Origin of the sequence: Coleofasciculaceae cyanobacterium (assembly GCA_036703275.1) — a bacterium.
Lineage (GTDB): Bacteria > Cyanobacteriota > Cyanobacteriia > Cyanobacteriales > Xenococcaceae > Waterburya.
In genome coordinates this window covers 1-20,048 of the sequence record DATNPK010000053.1, presented here as the reverse complement: position 1 = coordinate 20,048, position 20,048 = coordinate 1, and the positions used below count along the sequence as shown (strand labels likewise).

Annotated in this window: 22 protein-coding genes and 1 pseudogene; 11 read left to right on the top strand and 12 right to left on the bottom strand. The window is 38.8% G+C overall.

The genetic code is table 11. From position 1 onward, the window contains the following. Positions 1-25: 25 nt before the first annotated feature. From V6C71_09425 to V6C71_09405, 5 genes and pseudogenes are all read right to left on the bottom strand, one after another. Positions 26-223, bottom strand: a complete 198-nt coding sequence (locus V6C71_09425; GenBank protein HEY9768703.1) for a hypothetical protein — start codon at positions 221-223, stop codon at positions 26-28. Beyond that, on the bottom strand, positions 195-635 hold the full coding sequence (locus V6C71_09420) for a hypothetical protein (GenBank protein ID HEY9768702.1): 441 nt from the start codon (positions 633-635) through the stop codon (positions 195-197). Before V6C71_09420 ends, V6C71_09425 begins: the two co-directional genes overlap by 29 nt. Positions 636-752: 117 nt before the next feature. Then, a complete protein-coding gene (locus V6C71_09415; GenBank protein ID HEY9768701.1) occupies positions 753-1,358 on the bottom strand; it encodes a fasciclin domain-containing protein in 606 nt (201 codons plus the stop codon). Between the two features lie 587 nt (positions 1,359-1,945). After that, a complete protein-coding gene (locus V6C71_09410; GenBank protein ID HEY9768700.1) occupies positions 1,946-2,083 on the bottom strand; it encodes a hypothetical protein in 138 nt (45 codons plus the stop codon). 66 nt (positions 2,084-2,149) lie between these two features. Continuing rightward, positions 2,150-2,745, bottom strand: a pseudogene (locus tag V6C71_09405) (glycosyltransferase family A protein). Positions 2,746-2,848: 103 nt separating this feature from the next. On the opposite strand from V6C71_09405, the gene V6C71_09400 reads away from it, so the two are divergent. From V6C71_09400 to V6C71_09385, 4 genes are all read left to right on the top strand, one after another. Then, positions 2,849-4,318, top strand: coding sequence for an NAD(P)/FAD-dependent oxidoreductase (locus V6C71_09400; protein ID HEY9768699.1), 1,470 nt, complete (start codon positions 2,849-2,851; stop codon positions 4,316-4,318). An 81-nt stretch (positions 4,319-4,399) separates the two neighbouring features. Beyond that, positions 4,400-4,558: a glycosyltransferase gene (locus V6C71_09395; GenBank protein HEY9768698.1), complete on the top strand. Its 159-nt coding sequence runs from the start codon at positions 4,400-4,402 to the stop codon at positions 4,556-4,558. A gap of 355 nt (positions 4,559-4,913) precedes the next feature. Continuing rightward, entirely contained in the window at positions 4,914-5,417 is a 504-nt protein-coding gene (locus tag V6C71_09390) for an IS1 family transposase (protein HEY9768697.1), read from the top strand. Between the two features lie 391 nt (positions 5,418-5,808). Continuing rightward, on the top strand, positions 5,809-7,461 hold the full coding sequence (locus tag V6C71_09385) for a peptide ligase PGM1-related protein (GenBank protein HEY9768696.1): 1,653 nt from the start codon (positions 5,809-5,811) through the stop codon (positions 7,459-7,461). Between the two features lie 118 nt (positions 7,462-7,579). On the opposite strand, the gene V6C71_09380 is transcribed toward V6C71_09385, so the two are convergent. Continuing rightward, positions 7,580-8,284, bottom strand: a complete 705-nt coding sequence (locus tag V6C71_09380) for an ROK family protein (GenBank protein ID HEY9768695.1) — start codon at positions 8,282-8,284, stop codon at positions 7,580-7,582. Positions 8,285-8,467: 183 nt separating this feature from the next. Here V6C71_09380 and V6C71_09375 point away from each other — a divergent pair, with 183 nt between their 5' ends. From V6C71_09375 to V6C71_09355, 5 genes are all read left to right on the top strand, one after another. Then, positions 8,468-9,055, top strand: a complete 588-nt coding sequence (locus V6C71_09375; GenBank protein ID HEY9768694.1) for an alpha/beta hydrolase — start codon at positions 8,468-8,470, stop codon at positions 9,053-9,055. Positions 9,056-9,373: 318 nt separating this feature from the next. Then, entirely contained in the window at positions 9,374-10,495 is a 1,122-nt protein-coding gene (locus V6C71_09370; GenBank protein HEY9768693.1) for a succinylglutamate desuccinylase/aspartoacylase family protein, read from the top strand. A 166-nt stretch (positions 10,496-10,661) separates the two neighbouring features. After that, on the top strand, positions 10,662-11,609 hold the full coding sequence (gene era / locus V6C71_09365) for a GTPase Era (GenBank protein ID HEY9768692.1): 948 nt from the start codon (positions 10,662-10,664) through the stop codon (positions 11,607-11,609). Between the two features lie 51 nt (positions 11,610-11,660). Further along, on the top strand, positions 11,661-11,921 hold the full coding sequence (locus V6C71_09360) for a MoaD/ThiS family protein (GenBank protein ID HEY9768691.1): 261 nt from the start codon (positions 11,661-11,663) through the stop codon (positions 11,919-11,921). Between the two features lie 10 nt (positions 11,922-11,931). Then, complete coding sequence (locus V6C71_09355; GenBank protein HEY9768690.1) at positions 11,932-13,566, top strand: hypothetical protein; 1,635 nt, start codon at positions 11,932-11,934, stop codon at positions 13,564-13,566. A gap of 22 nt (positions 13,567-13,588) precedes the next feature. Here the strand turns inward: V6C71_09355 and V6C71_09350 are convergent, their stop codons facing one another. Continuing rightward, a complete protein-coding gene (locus V6C71_09350) occupies positions 13,589-13,948 on the bottom strand; it encodes a DUF4864 domain-containing protein (protein ID HEY9768689.1) in 360 nt (119 codons plus the stop codon). Positions 13,949-14,018: 70 nt separating this feature from the next. Next, positions 14,019-14,819 (bottom strand): carbohydrate ABC transporter permease, encoded by an 801-nt coding sequence (locus tag V6C71_09345; protein HEY9768688.1) that lies wholly within the window; start codon positions 14,817-14,819, stop codon positions 14,019-14,021. 497 nt (positions 14,820-15,316) lie between these two features. Here V6C71_09345 and V6C71_09340 point away from each other — a divergent pair, with 497 nt between their 5' ends. Next, the gene (locus V6C71_09340) at positions 15,317-15,472 is read left to right on the top strand and encodes a hypothetical protein (GenBank protein ID HEY9768687.1); all 156 of its coding nucleotides are present in this window, start codon (positions 15,317-15,319) and stop codon (positions 15,470-15,472) included. A gap of 33 nt (positions 15,473-15,505) precedes the next feature. Here the strand turns inward: V6C71_09340 and nuoK are convergent, their stop codons facing one another. From nuoK to nuoH, 4 genes are all read right to left on the bottom strand, one after another. After that, positions 15,506-15,811: an NADH-quinone oxidoreductase subunit NuoK gene (nuoK, locus tag V6C71_09335; GenBank protein ID HEY9768686.1), complete on the bottom strand. Its 306-nt coding sequence runs from the start codon at positions 15,809-15,811 to the stop codon at positions 15,506-15,508. An 18-nt stretch (positions 15,812-15,829) separates the two neighbouring features. Beyond that, entirely contained in the window at positions 15,830-16,453 is a 624-nt protein-coding gene (locus tag V6C71_09330; GenBank protein HEY9768685.1) for an NADH-quinone oxidoreductase subunit J, read from the bottom strand. A gap of 88 nt (positions 16,454-16,541) precedes the next feature. After that, on the bottom strand, positions 16,542-17,156 hold the full coding sequence (ndhI, locus tag V6C71_09325) for an NAD(P)H-quinone oxidoreductase subunit I (GenBank protein HEY9768684.1): 615 nt from the start codon (positions 17,154-17,156) through the stop codon (positions 16,542-16,544). Between the two features lie 46 nt (positions 17,157-17,202). Then, positions 17,203-18,321: an NADH-quinone oxidoreductase subunit NuoH gene (gene nuoH / locus V6C71_09320; GenBank protein ID HEY9768683.1), complete on the bottom strand. Its 1,119-nt coding sequence runs from the start codon at positions 18,319-18,321 to the stop codon at positions 17,203-17,205. A gap of 142 nt (positions 18,322-18,463) precedes the next feature. Between nuoH and V6C71_09315 the strand changes: the two genes are divergently transcribed. After that, on the top strand, positions 18,464-19,894 hold the full coding sequence (locus V6C71_09315) for a carotenoid oxygenase family protein (protein HEY9768682.1): 1,431 nt from the start codon (positions 18,464-18,466) through the stop codon (positions 19,892-19,894). The last annotated feature ends 154 nt before the right edge of the window (positions 19,895-20,048 follow it).

Below are 20,048 nucleotides of genomic sequence, written 5' to 3'. Positions count from 1 at the left end.
AGGACTGCCTCATCGCGTTCATAGTTTATTCATATAGAGCGATCGCCGAATCTGGTTCTACAACTACAACTCGATCGGCAGTAAGATTACCCGTTGCTGCCCCTGCGGCTGCACCCCCAATAATTTCTGCTGCACCTGCATCGCCTAGAACTTCACCTAAGATAGTGCCACCCGCTGCACCAATACCCGCATCTTCAGCAATCGCGCCCGCTGAGGGTATCACGGGGATCTTTAACATCTTTAATTATTTCTGAAGAAGCATCAATCGTATAGCTATAGTCATCATAGGTTACTGCTTCAGCGACATAGCGTAATCCACCTTCAGCGGGGACATATTTACCGACTATAGTTGCACCAACTGGAATAGCTACATCACCAATAAATCCTTCTTCTTGAGCAATTAAGTTATAAGCATAGGTGCGATCATTATTTAGATAAAGCGTTTCTGCTTGCGCGCTCGCTGCTCTTATACTTGGGGTATTTTGAGCGACTAATATTTGCTTTTTTGGCTGGCTTAATGCTTGGCGAGGAAAGAATGATATACCACCAATTAAAACTGCTAAAGCCATGATCGATGTAGAAATTTCCAAATTACTTTGGCTTTTACGATTACCTAATATATTGAACTGATTCATTTTTGAGATTATTTATTTTTTGATTGGCTATAAATAACTCGGTAAAAAAAATAGTTGATTTAAAGATAAGAACGCGATCGCACTTGGCGATCGCTATTTTTGCCAGAGGTTTACTGATTATTGATAAAACTCGGTTTCTGCTACCCCTAGTTCAGAAGCCAAGGTACTTTGTAAATCTGCTGGTAATAAAACTCGATTTACACCATGAATAACTCCATTACTCGCTTCGATATCTGGAGTAACAACGCTAGCATTGTTCACCATGACTCCTTCGTCGGTGACTTCAGTGACTAATCCACCGTCAAGAGATTCTATTTCACCACCAGAAATTTCACTCGATCCTACTTGTTTTGGTAAGACGTGATAAGAAAGCACACGCTGTAATACCTCTTGATTTTCAGGTTGTAATAGATATTCTAATGTACCATCTGGTAACTGATTAAAGGCTTCATTCGTTGGGGCAAAAACTGTGTAGTCAGAATCCGAACCAGATAGCGTATCCGCCAATCCTGCTGCCTCTATCGCTGTGACCAAAGTACTAAAGGATTCGTTGCCTGAAGCTACCTCTACTATGTTCCCAGCTTCTGCGCTAGACTCGCTCATTGGCATCTCTTCCATTTCGGTAGAGGATTCCATTGAGTTGTTATTATTGGCTAACGCGGGAGATACAGATAAAGCTCCCAAGCCAAGAACGCTAGTCAATATTAATAGTCTTTTGGACATTTGTGTAAAATGATTGATATTCATATATATTGCTTGCAAATTGTTAAGTTACATTTATATAGTAGTATGAATTACACATTCAACTCTCATACTATGGTTATAGATAGCCAAAATATGGCTTATATCATTGGTTAGATAGCATTATGAGCGTTCATCGCTTTTAGCTCTTAACTTTTGGCTTCTTGGCGCATATGCCCTATACGTGTGACGCGCTAGCTTATCCGTGATAGACTAGCCCTAAAGGATTAGCCCTAAAGGATTAGCCCTAAAGGATTAGCTCCTTACGTCGCGTCCTCCTTACGTCGCGTCCTCCTTACGTCGCGTCCTCCTTACGTCGCGTCCTCCTTACGTCGCGTCCTCCGCGTCGTCCTTTAGGATTCGCTCTTTGAATGGACAAAAATTAATAGGCAAAATACTAGAGTATTCGCTCTAAAAATAAATATTCAAAATTCTATCTCGACCGAATATTACTCAGTAAAAGCGGTTTCCAATGTGACCAAGTTCCCAAAACAAAAGATAATCCACCGTAAAAATAATAAAGCCAGTGTATGAGAACTGCTTTAATGGCGAAAACTAAGCCGCGTTTCTTATAGAATTAAACGATAAACATCCCAGTTTAGATACAGCAGCAATACCGCCAAAATTAGACCAACAATTATCGCTGCTGGATTAAACACACTTGCTAACAAACAAAATACTAAACCATAGGTAGCGATAACGCTCATTCTACTGCTGATTTGCAGATTTAAATCATTGACTACGTAAGATTTGTTGTCCAGTAACAGCTTCGTCTAAGGAATGCCACGGTCAAAAACGTCAGTTTTAACCAAACCCATTAGTTTCCAAGCTTTGTGATGTTTTACCTGTAATTCTTTGGCTAAGTGAATTTTAGCTCCAGCTTGTTTGAGGCGATATTTTAATTCAATATCTTCAATGCTAGGACGAGGATAACGCACAATATCAAATCCACCTAATTTTAAAAATAGTTCCCGCTTTACTACCCCAAAACCCGACCAAAATGTTGAGGCATCTTCGCTACCTTGTTGATGAACATAATGATGCATTAAATTTTTATACTGAGCCACAAAATTTGTGGCTTTGGGTGCATCATCATATGAACCAAACAACGCATCTATCTCTGGTTGCAACTGAAGTTTTCGGGCTAAATTAGCGATCGCATCTTCACAAACTTCGCAGTCTGCATCAATGAAACATAAATAATCTCCTTGTGCTATTTTTGCACCCAAATTCTTGCTGCTCCAGGACCTTCACGACCTTTGGTTTGGATTACTTTAGCGCCAAATTTATCAGCAATAGCTGCCGATTCATCCGTAGAACCATCATCTACCACAATTAATTCCCAGTCGGAAAATTGCGATCGCGACATCGCTCAGAATATGTTATTACCAGGTAATTAATCGTCTCTACAAAAAAAGTTAATCAACACAAACATAATCAACATAAGCAAAGAAGAATTTAAGCGCAACATTATGAATAATCTTGATCAAACGATAATCATTGGTGGAGGGCCTGCTGGTCTGACTACAGCTTACGAATTAAGTAAGCATGGCAAAAAATCAGTTGTGTTTGAGAAAGCAGATCGTGTCGGCGGAATATCGCGGACTGAAACTTACAAGGGATATCGTTTTGATATCGGTGGACATCGCTTCTTTACTAAGGTAGGAGAAGTAGAGCAGCTTTGGCAGGAAGTAATGGGGAATGAATTTATCAAAGTTCCGCGTATCTCAAGAATTTACTACAAAAATAAATTTTTTAGCTATCCTTTAGAGCCATATAACGCTTTAGCTAATCTAGGCTTGATTAATAGCACCTTGATTATGTGGAGCTACTTCAAAGCCAAAGTTAGACCAAATCCGGTGGAAGAAAACTTTGAGCAGTGGGTTTCTAATCGCTTTGGCAAACGTTTATATGAAACTTTTTTTAAAACTTACACTGAAAAAGTGTGGGGTATTCCCTGTACCGAAATTAGAGCTGATTGGGCAGCACAGCGAATCAAAGGGCTGTCGCTAACAAAAGCTATTACGAATGCTCTATTTGGTAGCAACGATACTAAAACTCTAATCAAAGAGTTCAATTATCCTGTATATGGTCCAGGTCAAATGTGGGAGCGTTTCCAGCAAAAATTAAACAGCAAAGGTTCTCCCGTACATCTTAATACAGAAATAATCGAAGTAGAACGATATGGCGATCGCATTACTGGGGTTACGATTCAGCAAAACGGTGAAACTAGCAAAGTTAGGGGAGAAAACTATGTTTCTAGTATGCCCGTATCCTTACTACTAAAGAAGCTCAACCCTGCACCACCAGAAGCTGTACTCAAAGCTGCTAATAGCTTAAAATATCGCGATTTTCTAATTGTTTCGCTAATAGTAGATCGCGCCGATCTATTTCCTGACAACTGGATTTATATTCATAGTCCTGAATTTAAGGTTGGTAGAATCCAAAACTTTAAAAACTGGAGCAAGGCAATGGTTCCCGACCAAAGCAAAACTTGTTTGGGAATGGAATATTTTTGCAACGAAGGTGATAAATTATGGGAAATGTCTAACGCCGAACTAGTCGAACTAGCCAGCCGTGAAGTAAAGGCTTTGGGACTAGTAGATCCAGAAGTTAAGATTGAAGACGGCACGGTAATTCGTCAATATAAAGCTTATCCTGTTTACGACGATGAATATCGTTGCAACGTAGAAATTATTCAAAAATACATTCAAGCCTTCCAAAATCTGCAAACTATTGGTCGCAATGGAATGCATCGCTACAATAACAGCGATCATTCGATGTTGACTGGTTTGCTAGCCGCCAAAAATATTTTGGGCGAGAAACACGATCTTTGGAATGTCAATGTTGAACGTTCCTATCATGAAGAGTTTACTAATAGCAAAAATGCTTACTCTAAACTAGAAAACAGAGACGAACAAACTTACGCTGTTTCTCAATAAATTTTTCACGGTTTGATAGGTAGTATTCACTTCAATTAATTAGTTGACAACAGTCAACAAATTGTTATTAATCTCTAAATCATGAGAGAGATATTATTAAGCATCATAATTCCTACCTATAATCGTCCTAAGTTGTTACTTCGCGCCGTCAATAGTGCTTTGGCTCAAACTATAGAAGACTTTGGAGTAATTGTGGTTGATGATTGTTCTTCAGAACCAGTTAATTTGCCCAAAGGGTGATGTAACTTTTGTGTGGTTAAAGGGTGATAAAGTAGAAATTAACTTAAGATAGTTAGGATGGAAATAAATTGAAAAATAATGGCAGCTTTTATTCCCGTACTTTGTCGTGATTGTCAGTCCGATAATGTCTTCAAACATGGGTTTTACAGAGATAGAAAACAAAGATATCGTTGCGAAAATTATGAATGTAAACGTCGAACTTTTATTCTCAATCATTTCCATCTAGGAAGAACCAAAGAAGTCAAGCAAAAAATAGTGTCAATGTCGCACAATGCAAGTGGAATCAGAGATACAGCTTGCGTACTAAATATCAGTACAAAACAGTAATTAAAGAACTTAAAAAAAATCCCCGTTCATCAAAACAGTAAATGAACCTCTTTTAAACACAATCAATCCTGAAGAAATAGAAGTAGAAATTAAGCTAAGGTCAGAAATCGAACAGGATTCTGAAGCAGGAATTGAAGATTCTGAGCTAGATGAAATGTGGAGCTTCGTGGGTAACAAGAAAAATCAAAGATGGCTGTGGGACGCCATAGATAGATTGACAGGAAAAATCTTAGCTTATGTCTTTGGCAGAAGAAAAGATAAAGTATTTTTAGAACTAAAGAAACTTTTAGAACCATTTGCAATCAAGCATCATTGTACTGATGGATTAGGAGCTTATAGAAGGCATCTGTCAGAAGATAAACACGAAATTGGTAAAAAGAAAACTCAAAAGAGCGAGCAAAAACATATTCGCTTGAGAACTAGAATTAAACGTTTAGCGAGAAAAACAATTTGCTTTTCAAAATCACAAGAAATGCATGATCTAGTAATTGGCTTATTTATCAATAAATATGAGTTTGAATTAAATCTCTAAACACACAAAAACAATACCACCCTTTAATCGGTTTTACATTCAACTTTCGAGTAAACAGCCAAAACATGGTAGATTTATTCAACTAAAAGTAACAATTTTTCGCTTGTATTTGATTGCTACTTACTACTTACTACTTACTACTTACGAGCCAATAGTTGAGGACACGTCTTTTGAGGTTCCTCAAAAGCTCGTGATGTCGGTTTTGTGTCCTAATCTAATTTTGTACTGCTATAAAGGCATTTTTGACCAGTAAATCTTTAATAAACCAGCTTATGTTAAGCATTGTTGCGTTTACTATCAATCTTTTCGGACTTTTTAATGATGAATTATTCCAACAGATTAAAATCAACATTCATAGCGAGTTACTATAATTCTTAGAGTTTTCTTGACAGTGTTGTTACTTTCCTTAAACATGGTAGATACATTTCATTCAGAAGCAGCGGCAAAGCGTTTTAGACAGCTACAAAATCAGCTACGAGAATGGACAAAATCACCTGAGGAGGGGAAGCTGTGGCAAAGTATTGATATTTTCGACCAAGATAACTTCGACATATTGGTTATTCCTTCTTTTAGCGTCGATCAGCAGGTAGGAGATAAAGTATCAGGATTTTTGCACTACGAAGAAAGGTTGCTATTTTCTTTGATTCGCTTACGCAATCCTTTAACTAGGGTAATTTATATTACTGCTTTGCCTTTATGTCCGATAGTAATTGATTATTATCTGCAACTATTGCCAGGAATTCCATTCTCTCATGCTCGCGATCGCTTATTACTAATCAGCACCTACGATGGTTCTCTCAAACCTTTAACCCAAAAGATTTTAGACCGTCCTCGGCTGGTTGATAAAATTCACCGTGCTTTGCGCCCCAATAAATCATACATGGTTTGCTACAATTCCACAGATTTAGAGCAGCGTCTATCTTTAAAACTAGGCATTCCTCTATTGGCAGCATCTCCTGAAGTACTCAATTGGGGTTCAAAAAGCGGTAGTCGTCAAATTTTTGCCGAGGCGAAAATTCCTCATCCTGACGGAAGCTACACCGTTACCAATGCGACAGATTTGCTAGAAGAGCTATGGCTACTCTGGCAAAGGCAGCCTAAGCTGCAACGAATTGTTGTCAAGCTAAACGAAGGTTTCTCTGGTGAAGGCAACGCTGTATTAGACTTAAGACCAATTCAAAACTATGCTCCCAATCTATGTAGTGCAGTAGAAACCAAAGCTGCTTTGAGTCAACAGTTAGAAAAAATGAGCTTTCAGGGGAAAGGAGAAACCTGGTTGTCTTTTTCGCGTCGTATTCCCGAATTAGGGGCAATTGTTGAGGCTTTTGTCGAAGGAGAGATTAAACGATCGCCTAGTGTTCAAGGTTATATTCGACCATCAGGAGAAGTAGAAATTATCTCTACCCACGATCAAATTTTAGGCGGTGCTAATGGACAAGTTTACGAAGGGTGCTATTTCCCGGCTGATGCTGACTATCGCTATGAACTACAGGAACTTGGCTTGAGAGTAGGAGAAATCTTGGCAGCCAAAGGTGCTATAGAACGTTACGGAGTAGATTTTATTGTCGTGCAGCATCCCGAAACCAAAAAATGGGATATCCAGGCGATCGAAATTAACTTACGTAAGGGTGGCACAACCCACCCCTTTATGACCTTGAGATTGTTGACGAACGGCACGTTTGATTACGATACAGGAAGATTCTTGAGTCAGCAAGGTCAGGAAAAATATTATATTGCTACAGATAATTTACAAAAAGAACAGTATCGGGGTTTATTGCCTACTGATTTGATGGATATTGTTGCTCAGGAAAGACTACATTTTGATAGTGGCAGTCAGACGGGAACAGTGTTTCATCTTATGGGTGCGTTGTCAGAATTTGGCAAGTTAGGCTTAACCAGTATTGGCAACTCTTTGTCAGAAGCGCAGCAAATATACGATCGCGTTGAAGCCGTGCTAGATCGAGCCACTGAAATTAATCCTCAAGTCGAACAAAATCAAGAAAATCCCTTACCATTACCAATTAATTGGAGCAGTAGTCTGTAAACATTGAACATTAAACATTGAACATTGAACATTGAACATTGAACATTGAACATTGAGCATTGAGCATTCAATGTCTGTAAGTACGTAGGATAATCTCATTACTTATTACTTATTATCTTTAGTTAGTCCAAAGTTTAATACCGCCGAGTAAGCCAGTGATGTTAGGAATAATGGTGGCATTGTCAGGCAAAGTAAAGTTAATATTTTTAGTCTCCCCTCCACCAATATAAAGCCGTTCATAGTTAAACAGATGTTCTAGATTAGCTAGGGCTTTTGCCAAGCGATCGTTCCATTTCTTTTGCCCTTCTTTCTCTAAGGCTGCTCTACCTAATTGCTGTTCATAAGTTTCTTTCTTACGAAACGGATGATGTCCCATTTCCAAGTTAGGCACTAATTTACCATCGACAAATAAAGCTGAACCAAATCCCGTTCCCAAGGTCAGCACCAGCTCTACTCCCTTGCCAGAAATCGCCCCAAACCCCTGAATATCGGCATCGTTAGCTACCTTAACTGGCTTGGCTAATAACTGCGACAAATTACTAGCCAAGTCGTATTGCAGCCAATCAGGGTCTAAATTAACGGCAGTTTTAATCAGACCAAGTTGCACCACTCCTGGAAAGCCAACCGATACGCGATCGAACTCTTGTGATTGGGCTAAGGTCAAAATGGTATCTATTACCTGTTTTGGTTTTGCTGGATCGGGAGTTTTAAGACGTTGGCGATCGCTAAGAGGTTGACCTTGAGGATCTAGAACCATTACTTTAATCCCACTACCGCCAATATCTACTGTTAAAGTTCGTAATTGTTCAAACTGATTCATCATACTTTCTTAAATAGAACTATCCAGATTATAAAAGTTTCGCTCAGTTTAATTTAGCCTGATTCGTTTTAGTTTTAATCGGGAACAATAAGTATTGGTAATAATCTTTTCGACGTAAATATTATTCAAACTATTTTAAATTTCGATTCTTGGAACGTTTGTTAACGCTATTTTGAATTTTGAATTATGAATCTTCAACAAAATCTTAAATTAACATTGGTTTTACGCTGCTTAATTACTTTGAGTCTAGGATTATCAGTTTTAGCCTTTAAATCTAAATCGGCTTTGGGTGCAGAACAAGTCAAGTTAATTTATGGACCGTTTCAAGGCCAAATTTCGGTCGAGTCTTTGGCTAGATATGCAGCTACAGGAGAGATGAGTCGTGAATTTAGCCTTTATTCTCAATTTGTGGACGAGCAAACTTTAGTTCAATTACGTTATTGGCTAAACAACCGTTTTGCGTGCGATCGCGTGGCGATCCATCAATTTGCTAATACCCTAGCGGGAGAAGAGTTTTTGCAGCAGTTGGGTACGGTAATTAAGACTCATCCTGAACGTAATGGGTTTTATGCAGTTCGTTCGGCTTTAATTGAAGCTGCCGACTTACCCAATAATTCTAATGGTTGGACTGTAATTGAGGCGATGCAAAATTTCCCCACGGAGGATTTGCAAATTGATACTAAGGATTTATTTGAGCTACAGCAGTTTTGGTCTGATAACCAGAACTCATATCGCGCTGCTGTAAAGGTTTTTGCGCCTCAACCTCAACCTTAAAATACTTTCCACTCCAAACAGAATTTCTAGATCTGACCTAGTAGACTGACACAGCTAAAATAGTGCAATAAAGTACCATGAAAGCCTATCGCTATCTATGCTTATCAAAAGTCCAAAATTTGTTGGTAGACCAACAAATTATCTGTGTTTATCTGCGGACAATTCTAATGCCTCAAATTAGCCGTGTCAGTTTACTAGTATTCAAACTAACTTACAGATTTTATTAGGCAAGTAGCAATATGATCAAGAATCTTGGTCGTAATAAATTTGCTATCTTAAATTGTTGCTATATTGCCGAATCTGCACCAATTTAACATCATGATTCCCCTGATCTCAAATATAGATTTATTTAAGCTGGCTTCTGGTGATGTTTTATCTTTACAAATATATAAATTTGTGGGTAGACAGTCGGGCAAGAAAGCATATATCCAGGCAAATCTACACGGTGCGGAAATTGTTGGCAATGCCGTAATTCAGCAATTAATTGCCGATTTAATGACTTTAGACCAATCTCAATTACAGGGCGAGATTTGGTTAGTGCCTGTTTGTAACCCTTTAGGCGTAAATCAGCGATCGCACTTTTTTTCGACGGGAAGATTTAATAGCTACGATGGTAAAAACTGGAATCGTATTTTCTGGGATTATGAAACAGAGGTAGAAGATTTAACCGAATTTGCTCAATCACAGCTGAATCATACTCCCGAAGTTATCCGTAGTAATTATTTAGCTAAAATTAAACAAGCATGGGCTAAAGAATTCGACCGCATCAATCGACCAAGTAGTCTCCCCATCAGCCGTCAATATCGTTATCAGCTACAGTCTTTATGTTTAGACGCAGATTACGTGATTGATATTCATAGTTCCAGCAATCAGGCACTTGACTATACTTTTGGTTTTAAAGAAAGAATTGCTAGCACCAAATATTTATTGCTGGAATACTGTGTTCTAATGGATGAATATGACGGTGATGCCTTTGATGAGGCATTTCTCAAGCCATGGCTAGCTTTAGAAAAAGAGTTGGCTAATTTAGGCAGAAAAGTTAGGTTTGACCTAGAGTCTTGGACTTTGGAATTGGGTGCAGGAATGGTCATGAACCCCAAGTCGGTAGCCAAAGGACTAGCAGGAATTAAAAATTATTTAGCTCACAAACAGATTTTGTCTTTGCCTGAGGAAATTACGACTACGGAAGTTACCCTAATATCGAAAAGTAGAATCAATAGCTACTATGCGCCAACAGGCGGAATGGTTCAGTCTAGATTACCGCTAGAAACTAGAGTAAATCCTGGCGATCGCATTTATCAGCTTCTAAGTTTTAATAAGCAGGGAAAAACACCAGAAATAGTTGACGTTTGCGCCGAAACGAAAGGAATAGTCTTTGATCTATCTACGAATCAATGTGTCAATCAAGGCGAATATGTCATGGATATTCTCGATTGCTAGTTCAGTGGTTATCGTGTTTTGGTAAGCTAGAGCTTTATCGTAAATAAAAATTGGCGATCGCAGACGAGCAATGAGTCAGCAGATTAATTTTTGCCACTCTACAGAATTATGAAAATCAAACCAAAGTACTAACTATAACTATAAATTTAATACCTCCTATCGCTTCATGAATCAAGAATTAAATTTAGATAATCAGCTTGCTACGATCCCGATCGCCCCCGCCGGATTTAAGTCTGGCTTTATTGCCATTATCGGTAGACCTAATGTCGGGAAGTCTACTTTGATGAATCATTTGATCGGACAAAAAATTGCCATCGTTTCACCTGTGGCACAAACTACTCGTAACCGACTACAGGGAATTCTCACTACGTCTGAAGCACAAATCATTTTTGTCGATACTCCAGGGATTCATAAACCACATCATGAACTGGGAAAAGTGTTAGTGCAAAATGCCAAAACAGCAATTAAGTCGGTAGATCTAGTTTTGTTTGTGGTAGATGGTTCGACCGAAGCTGGAACAGGCGATCGCTTTATTTTTGATATTCTTCAACGAATAGGTACACCTGTAATTCTCGGCTTAAATAAAGTTGATTTGCAGCCAGGTAATTATCAGTTTATTGATGATACTTATGCCGATTTAATTGCCGACACTAATTGGTCTACAGTTAAATTTTCCGCAACTGCTGGTACAGGTACAGAAAACCTCCAACAGGCTTTAATTAACCAGTTAGAAACTGGTCCTTATTACTTTCCTCCAGACTTGGTAACAGACCAACCAGAACGCTTTATCATGACAGAGTTAATTAGGGAACAAATCTTATTGCACACTCGCCAAGAAATTCCCCATTCCGTGGCAATTACCATCGAGAAGATCGAAGAAACACCCACCCTAACCAAAGTTAATGCGGCAATTAATATTGAACGTAGCTCGCAAAAGGGTATCATCATCGGTAAAAAAGGCAGTATGCTAAAAACTATCGGGACAGCAGCACGCCAACAAATTCAAAAGCTAATTTCAGGCAGAGTACATTTAGAATTGTTTGTTAAAGTTGAACCTAAATGGCGACAGTCTCGGTTACGATTGGCAGAGTTTGGCTATCAGGTTGAAGATTAAGTCAAAAGTCAGTTAGGGGCAAGGTACTGCCTTGTACAAATCAGAAGTTTTATGGCGCAAGAAGATATAAAGATAAAAGTTAAACTGTTTGCTATTTATCAAGAGGCTTTTAAGACATCAGAATTAGATATGATGTTTCCGCGACAGACAACTGTAGGTAATGTTTTAGAGTCTTTAATTCAGCAACAGCCTTATTTGGCGAAATGGCAAGAAGTTACGCGCTTTGGCGTGAATTTGCAGTTTGTTGAATCTGATACCGTACTCCAAGATGGAGATGAGATAGTCTTGATTCCTCCCGTCAGCGGTGGTTGAATGAAGCTTAATGGATGAAATTAGCCAGATCATTAGTAATGTCGAGCAAACTAAGGGCTATCTGACTCAGCAAGCTAAGGCTGAACCTGCCTATTGGGAGTTGATTAAAACTTTAAATATAGCTGTAGCTAAGCTTAAAACTGCTAGCAAACCAGTAGTCAAGATTGTCAGCCCGTCAGCAACTTTAGCCAACAACCTCCAGGCAAAAAATCAAGCAAACGTCAAGCTGCGATCGCTGTATGAGTTTCAAGCTGTAGCACCAATTACCAACCTACGCCGAATCGTTCAAAACTGCGATTTAATCTGTTTAATCTATTACTTTGAACACAATATTGTTAAACATCATCAGCGATTAATTGAGCTTGCTCGACAAGAAAATATCAGCTTAGTTCTTCTGGTTAAACAGCCAAAAAAACACACACAAGGTGCTTCTTTATCAAACTGGCTGACAGCCCAAAATTATACATTAGAAGAGCGGGTGCAATTACCATTAAATAATTTTATCGACTTAAATAATTATCAGCAGATCGGCATCTATCAACAGTTACTTGTTGATCTGTCAGAATTAGCTATGGATCGGCTTACCGCTAGAAGTAAGCAAACAGCAAAGGCTACTATTGAGCATTTTATTAATCATAAAATTAAAGACGCTAGGCAAGAAGTCAAGTACCTAAAAAGCAGGTATTTACAAAATTTACAGCCTTCTTGCTATCAGCAACAATTCAGACAAAATATCAATCAGTTAAATAAATTAAAACAGCAAATAATCAAAGCAATACAGTTAGATATTAATCATTCTAAAGCTGATTTACTCAATCCTTTTTTAGGAAATAGTCTGATCTCTAGGGTTCAAGAAATGATTTATACCTCTCAAACTAAGATTGTTAAAGAAGCCGAAGATACTTATATTTACCTTACTTTAGCTAACTCATTTAAGGCTGAATATATTCATAATTACATCATAGAATTATGCCAGCAAAAAGTTGACGAGCTGATGATTTGGCAATGGTCACAGATCAATTATGTCTATGCAGAAGGTGGACTACAGGCTTTAATAGCTAAAATTAACGCTCAATTAAATATTATTAGTCCACTGCTAACTTCAGAAATTGAATTACCAGTATTAGCTATTCCTGAAAAATATCCTAGTTTAAACTTGGAACAGATCATTGATTCTAATTGTTTAAAATTTAACAGTAGAATCAGTTTTGACTATCATTTTACTCAAAGTAGCTGGTTTCGCTTAGTTATTTCACTGTTAGCAGGTTTAGCAATATACTTGTTGACCTGGATATATTTTGGCAATGGGCAATACATTGGATTTGCAATTCTGTTTTTCCAAATCATTAATTTAATTACTGGTCAAAATATAAAAACAGCAAAACTAAAGCAACATTCAAAAGAGCTTAAACGAATTGTCGATCGCAATTATCAAAACTTGATTCGTTTAGTAATCGACCAATCAGTTCAAAAGTTGATTGTCGCTTTGGAACGAGAAAGTCAGCTATATGAGAAAGAATTAGAAAAAGCGATCGCTATTGCCCACATCAGATTAGAGCAACTAAAGGATACTATCGCTCAGCATAAACTTAAAATAGCTAGTCTTGAGCAAGATCGCTCTAAAATCTTATCCTGGTTCGATTAGCAGACAACCTAGTCTATCCAAATCAAATTATTTTTTCATCTATAGAAACAAGCTCATAACCATGAATGCGCCAGCTATAGTCTCGTTGATGTTGCACGATAAAAATTGCTTGAGCTAAGCTACCTTCTCGATCCATAATCGTCAATACTAAGGCAGGGAAATCGTCGATCAAAGTAAACCCACGAAACATAATTGAGCGAGGCTTGATTATCGCGCCGTATTTATCGCTCACCATGTTCATAAAATCTTGCTGAGCAAATTTTCTTTGGATAGTTGGACTAGTTAAGGAAAAAGCTGTTTCTTCATCGTTTTGTTGAAATGCCTGAAGTTGTTTTTCGATTAGCTGACGAATGATTGCCTTATCGCTTTCGGATATATACATAAGGATCTAGATCTACTTCACAAATAGGACTTGTCATATAAAAGGCTTAGCTGTGGTCAATTGTGTTGGTTTAACCTTTTACTGCACCTGCTGTTAACCCTTGAACAATCTGACGCTGAAAAATTAAGACGAGAATCACCAATGGTAGAGTACCCAAAACTGTCGCAGCTGCGATCGGTCCATAGGGAATATCAAACAAACTTGCTCCTCCCAATTGTGCCGTAGCTACGGGAATAGTTTTTTTCACTTCTTCAGTGATAAAAGTCAGAGCAAAGATGTATTCATTCCAGGCAAAAATAAAGGTCAAAATACCAGTGGTTGCTAATGCTGGCAAAGTCATAGGCAGCAAAATGTTAATTAGCATTCCCAAAGTTTTGTAACCATCTATTTTGGCAGCATCCTCTAAGTCTCTGGGAAGCTGCTGAAAAAAACTTCTCATTACTAGGATAGTCAAAGGCAAGTTGATAGCAGTATAAGGAATAATCAGAGCGAGATAATTATTACCTAAACCCACGGCTTTAACTATTTCTAGTAATCCCAAAAATAGCAGCACATAAGGAAACAGAGTAATAATTAAAACCCCTGTCAGGATAAATTTTTCGCCTGGCAAATTCATTCTGGCCAAAACATAGGCGGCGGGAGAACCAAAAACTAAGCATAAAACAGTAGAAATACTGGCTACTAAGGCACTGTTAAATATATAGATTAAAAAAGGACGACGGCTAAACAGCTGAGTGTAGTGTTCTACAGTAATCTGGCTGGGCAAATAAACATTAGGAATTGCCGAAATATCTTCGTTAACCTTCACAGAGGTAAGTATTTGCCAGAGAATCGGTGCCAGAAAAAAGACTACGATTGAGAAAATTCCCAACCATAATAAGAGCGCAGAGAACGATAAATTAAGCGTCTGTTTTTTAGGCTTGGCTAACGACATGGAGGTCTGAGTAGTCTAGGTTATTACTGAAACTATGTTACATTCTTCAGGGGCTGAAACTATTTTTAAATGTAAGTTTTAAATGCAAGCAAATCGAAAAGCCTGTATTTATGTAGAGCAAAGTTGAAATTTAGCTCGACAAGATGGGATCGAGCCCAAGGCGATCGCTTGAACATTAGCGTTTTTGCGCTGGCTATCCAAATAAGTATTTATAGCTATGTCGGACAAAAATCGTAACAGCGTAAGCCGAACGATACACAAATGCTGATGCTACTGAGTGTGGGTATGAAAATGTCGCCAAGCCCTCAATCACAGTATTCAAAATCAGTTGGTTAGTCTGTGAGAAACCAAAGCTTATGAAATTTAACATTTCCGCCATAGCCGTACTTATTCTTTAAAATAAGATTTTAGGACTATCTCCATAAACTACGCCAATGCGCCTAGTGCAGACTGCACTGTGGTTGTTTACGATTAACGCCTCACTAACTGTACGTTTAAGAGAAATTGCCGCAGTCATAGAATCTCGGCGAAGCGCGATCGCTCTTGTTGGCAAATCTCAAACTAGCCGAGAGTTATCTCGGCTTTTTTAGTTTAAGCTAGACCATGAATAATTTATTTATCTACTACCATTTGAGTAAATTAAATTGTTCCATATCAATGGTGTTTCGATTACGATAAATAGCTAGCACAATTGCCAAACCTACAGCTGCTTCGGCTGCTGCTACTGTAATTACAAAAACCGTAAACACCTGACCTTTAATATTACTTGGATCTAAATAATTAGAAAATCCGACTAAATTTAAATTAACGGCATTGAGCATTAACTCAATTGACATTAAAACTCGCACCGCATTACGGCTAGTAATTAAACCGTAAATTCCAATACAAAACAATGCTGCTGCTAACAGCAAAAAATATTCTAGTTGCATTTAATTCTCACTCCTTAATTATTTGTTGCCGAGCGCTTCGCTATCACCACTTAGGCTAGCTAATTCGCGAGGACGCTCTGGCAAAGTTAGGCCGGTAGTAAAGCTTTCTGGCAAAGTTGAAGATTCAGGAATTAGATCGCGACGAGCCAGAATAATTGCCCCTACCATCGCCATTAATAGTAGTACGGAAGCCAACTCAAAAGGCAACAAATAATCACTAAAGAAATGTTCGCCCAAAGCGATGATTGTGTTGTCAATCATGGGAGAACTAGTATCCAACGACCAAGGCGTTGCTAAAACCATTGTCCCCAACAGAGCAAACAGACCAAAACAGACTACCGCAGTCGCCACTTTACGCAGCTTACGACCAGGTAGTTGTGCATAGTTCTCTTGTTTGTTAACCAGCATGATGGCAAACAAAATTAGCACATTAACTGCACCGACATAGATCAAGATCTGCGCTGCTGCTACAAAATCGGCGTTGAGCAGAATATACAAACCAGAGATGCTAATAAACACTCCAGCTAATAAAAAAGCAGAATGGACAATTTTGGGTAATAGGACAACCCCTAAGGCTGTCCCAATCATCATCACCCCCAAGATGCCAAAAGAAACTATCTGCACTCCTTCCGCTAAATTCACTTTTTCTTCCTCTTGTTATAGTTATGCGATCGATATTGTTATGAAGCTTGTTGTCCTTAATTTTGTTAATTATTCAGACCAGCTTCAGCTACTCACTGGCAACTTCTTCTTTGGGTTTAGCAGCTTCAATTTCTTCTAAAATATCTTCTGGGCGTTTACCAGCACGCTGAGATCCTTCAGGTAAGCCATGAGGATCGACTACACCTTGAGGTAAGTAAGCAAACTCTTTAAGAGCAGTAACCATTGGATCTTGAGTTACTTTATAAGGCAAGCGTCCTAGAGCCACACTATCATAATTAAGCTCGTGACGGTCATAAGAAGATAATTCATACTCTTCTGTCATAGATAAACAGTTTGTCGGGCAATATTCTACGCAGTTACCGCAGAAAATACAGACACCAAAGTCAATACTATAGTGATTGAGCTTTTTCTTCTTGGCTGTTTTATCAAATTCCCAATCAACCACAGGTAAGTTAATCGGACAGACACGAACGCAGACTTCACAGGAAATACACTTGTCAAATTCGTAGTGGATTCGACCGCGATAGCGTTCGGAAGGAATTACTTTTTCGTAAGGATATTGAACGGTGACAGGACGACGCTGCATATGATCGAAGGTTACTGAAAGACCTTGACCGATATATTTTGCTGCTTGCCAACTCTCTTTGGCATAGTCTTGTACTTGTTTGAGAATATTAAACATGATGTTTGCTGTGCTTTATTTTTAAGTTAAATCCTTTTTGCTCTAATTAACCACCAAAAGCTACGGGAAAAGATAATTTCAAGGCAGCAGTGATCAGAAGATTAGCCAGAGAAACTGGTAAGAGGAATTTCCACCCTAAGTCTAACAATTGGTCGATCCGAACCCGGGGTACAGTCCAACGTAATAGGATGGCAATAAATACTAAAAAATAAGCTTTAACCAGGGTCATGAGAATGCCTAAAGAAGCAGTCAATACCTGCAACCAAGGGGTTGTATCAGCAACACCAATCCAATCAGCTAAATGATCTAGGGGAATAAAGAATTCCCAACCACCGAGATAGAGAACAGCAAAAACTAACGCCGATAGCACTAAATTAACGTAAGAGCCTAGATAAAAAAGAGCAAACTTCATTCCTGAATATTCTGTTTGATAACCAGCGACTAGTTCTTCTTCCGCTTCTGGTAAATCGAAGGGTAAACGCTCGCATTCAGCTAGTGCGGCAATCCAAAAAATAATAAAGCCGACAGGTTGTCGCCAAATATTCCAGCCCAAAATGCCATAGCCTGTCTGTTGCTCGACGATATCAATGGTACTAAGACTATTGGACATCATGACGATCGCCAATACTGATAATGCTAGCGGAATTTCATAACTAATGGACTGAGCTGCTGCTCTCAAACCACCTAGCAAAGAGTATTTATTATTAGAAGCATAACCTGCCATCAACAAGCCAATGGGCGCAATACTAGAGAGGGCAATCCAAATAAATATGCCCACGTTGATATCGGTAATGATTAGATTCTGACCAAAAGGTACAATTAGATAGGACAGAAATACGGGAATTACAACTAATATAGGTCCGATAGTAAATAGCCAGGGATCGGCTTTGGCAGGAATAACGTCCTCTTTAAAAACTAACTTAATGCCATCGGCTACTGGCTGTAATACTCCCAAAGGCCCTGCGTATTCAGGTCCAATTCGCTGTTGAGCAGCAGCCGAGATTTTTCGCTCCAGCCAAACTACTACCAAAACTCCAACAGTTGCGCCAATAATCATCAACAACATCGGTAACGGTAGCCAAATCGCTTTAGCCAAACCAGCTGAAAGCCCGAACCCTTGTAGAGTTTCGCTAAAACTTCCTTGTAAATCGATTCCTGAATTCATATTTTGTATGTTGTATTGGATTAAGCTAATCTCAGACTAATAAGAGAGCTTATACATTTTTTTACTGCTTACCATTGATAGTATATCGCTGTCCGTTAATCGCGATTGTCTTGAATTAGTTATATAAACTTTAAAAAAACCGATGATAACTGCATCTAAATTAAAAGCTTGGTCTAAAGCGATCGCCGAACCCGCCACAGAATTTGACTCAACTCCTTTATCAATTATCGCAGGAGAAATACCTTCTGATTTACGAGGCTCACTTTATCGTAATGGTCCTGCGAGGCTATCGAGAGGCGATCGACGAGTAGGACATTGGTTTGATGGCGATGGAGCTATTTTAGCAGTCCATTTTACCGATACAGGAGCTGTTGGGGTGTATCGCTACGTACAAACTCCAGGATATAAAGATGAGCAAGAGGCAGCAGCTTTTATTTATCCTAACTATGGCAGGACTGCTGCGGGAGCATTTTGGAATAATTGGCTCAAACCAGTTAAAAATGCAGCTAATACTTCGGTTTTAGCATTACCAGACCGTTTATTGGCTTTGTGGGAAGGAGGCAAACCTCACGCTTTAGATTTAGAAACTTTAGCGACTATCGGCATGGATAACTTAGATAAGTTAACCGACAAACAACCTTTTTCAGCTCATCCAAAAGTCGATCCCGTTACGGGCAATATATTTAATCATGGAATAGGTGCAGGAGCAAATGCTACTCTCAATCTTTATCGCTGCAATTCTACAGGCAAACTAGAGCAACAAAATTCTCATACCCTCTCTGGACTACCTTTAATTCATGATTTTTGTTTTGCTGGAGAATATCTCGTCTTTTTAGTCTCACCAGTAAGGGTAAACTTGCTTCCTATTCTGTTAGGACAAAAAAGTTACAGTGATGCTTTGGAGTGGAAACCAGAATTAGGCACTGAGATTCTAATCTTCGATCGCGATAGTTTATCTTTAATCAGTCGTGGTCAAACCGATCCTTGGTTTCAGTGGCATTTTGCTAACGGTTACGTCAACCCAGACGGGAATGTCGTAACTGAGTTTACGCGCTATGAAGACTTTGATACTAATCAGTATTTAAAGGAAGTTGCCTCTGGCTATACCGAAACTCCCGCACCTGGAACTTTATGGTCACTTACAATCGAACCTCAAACTGCCAAAGTAATTAGTAATCAGCAGATATTGCCTGCCTGTGGTGAATTTCCCTTGGTATCACCCGCAAAAGTCGGAAAAAATTGGCGTTATACCTACCTCAACGTGCATCGTGATGCCGTAAAGCATGGCGAAGAATTATTTAATGCGATCGCTCGCTTTGATCGAGAAACTGGAGAACAGGCGATCGCCGATTTAGGAGAAAACATCTATCCTTCCGAACCAATTTTAGTCCCCAGTCAAGATCGCCCCGAACATGGCTGGCTATTAACCGTAGTCTACGACGGCAATAGCGATAAAAGTGAAGTCAGAATTTATCAAAGCGACAAATTATCTGAAGCACCCGTGTGTCGTTTAGCACTACCTGGGATCATTCCCCACAGTTTTCATGGCACTTGGCGAAATAACGACAAATAGTAAGTATAGTAAATTTATAGAAAACGCCGTAAAACCAACGTCTTTTAAGCGTTGGATATAAGGCGCGATAAATTTACAACGCAGTAAGTTTCATGGTAAAATCATAGCATGAAACAAATACGCGGATTTAAATACAGATTTTACCCAAACTCAG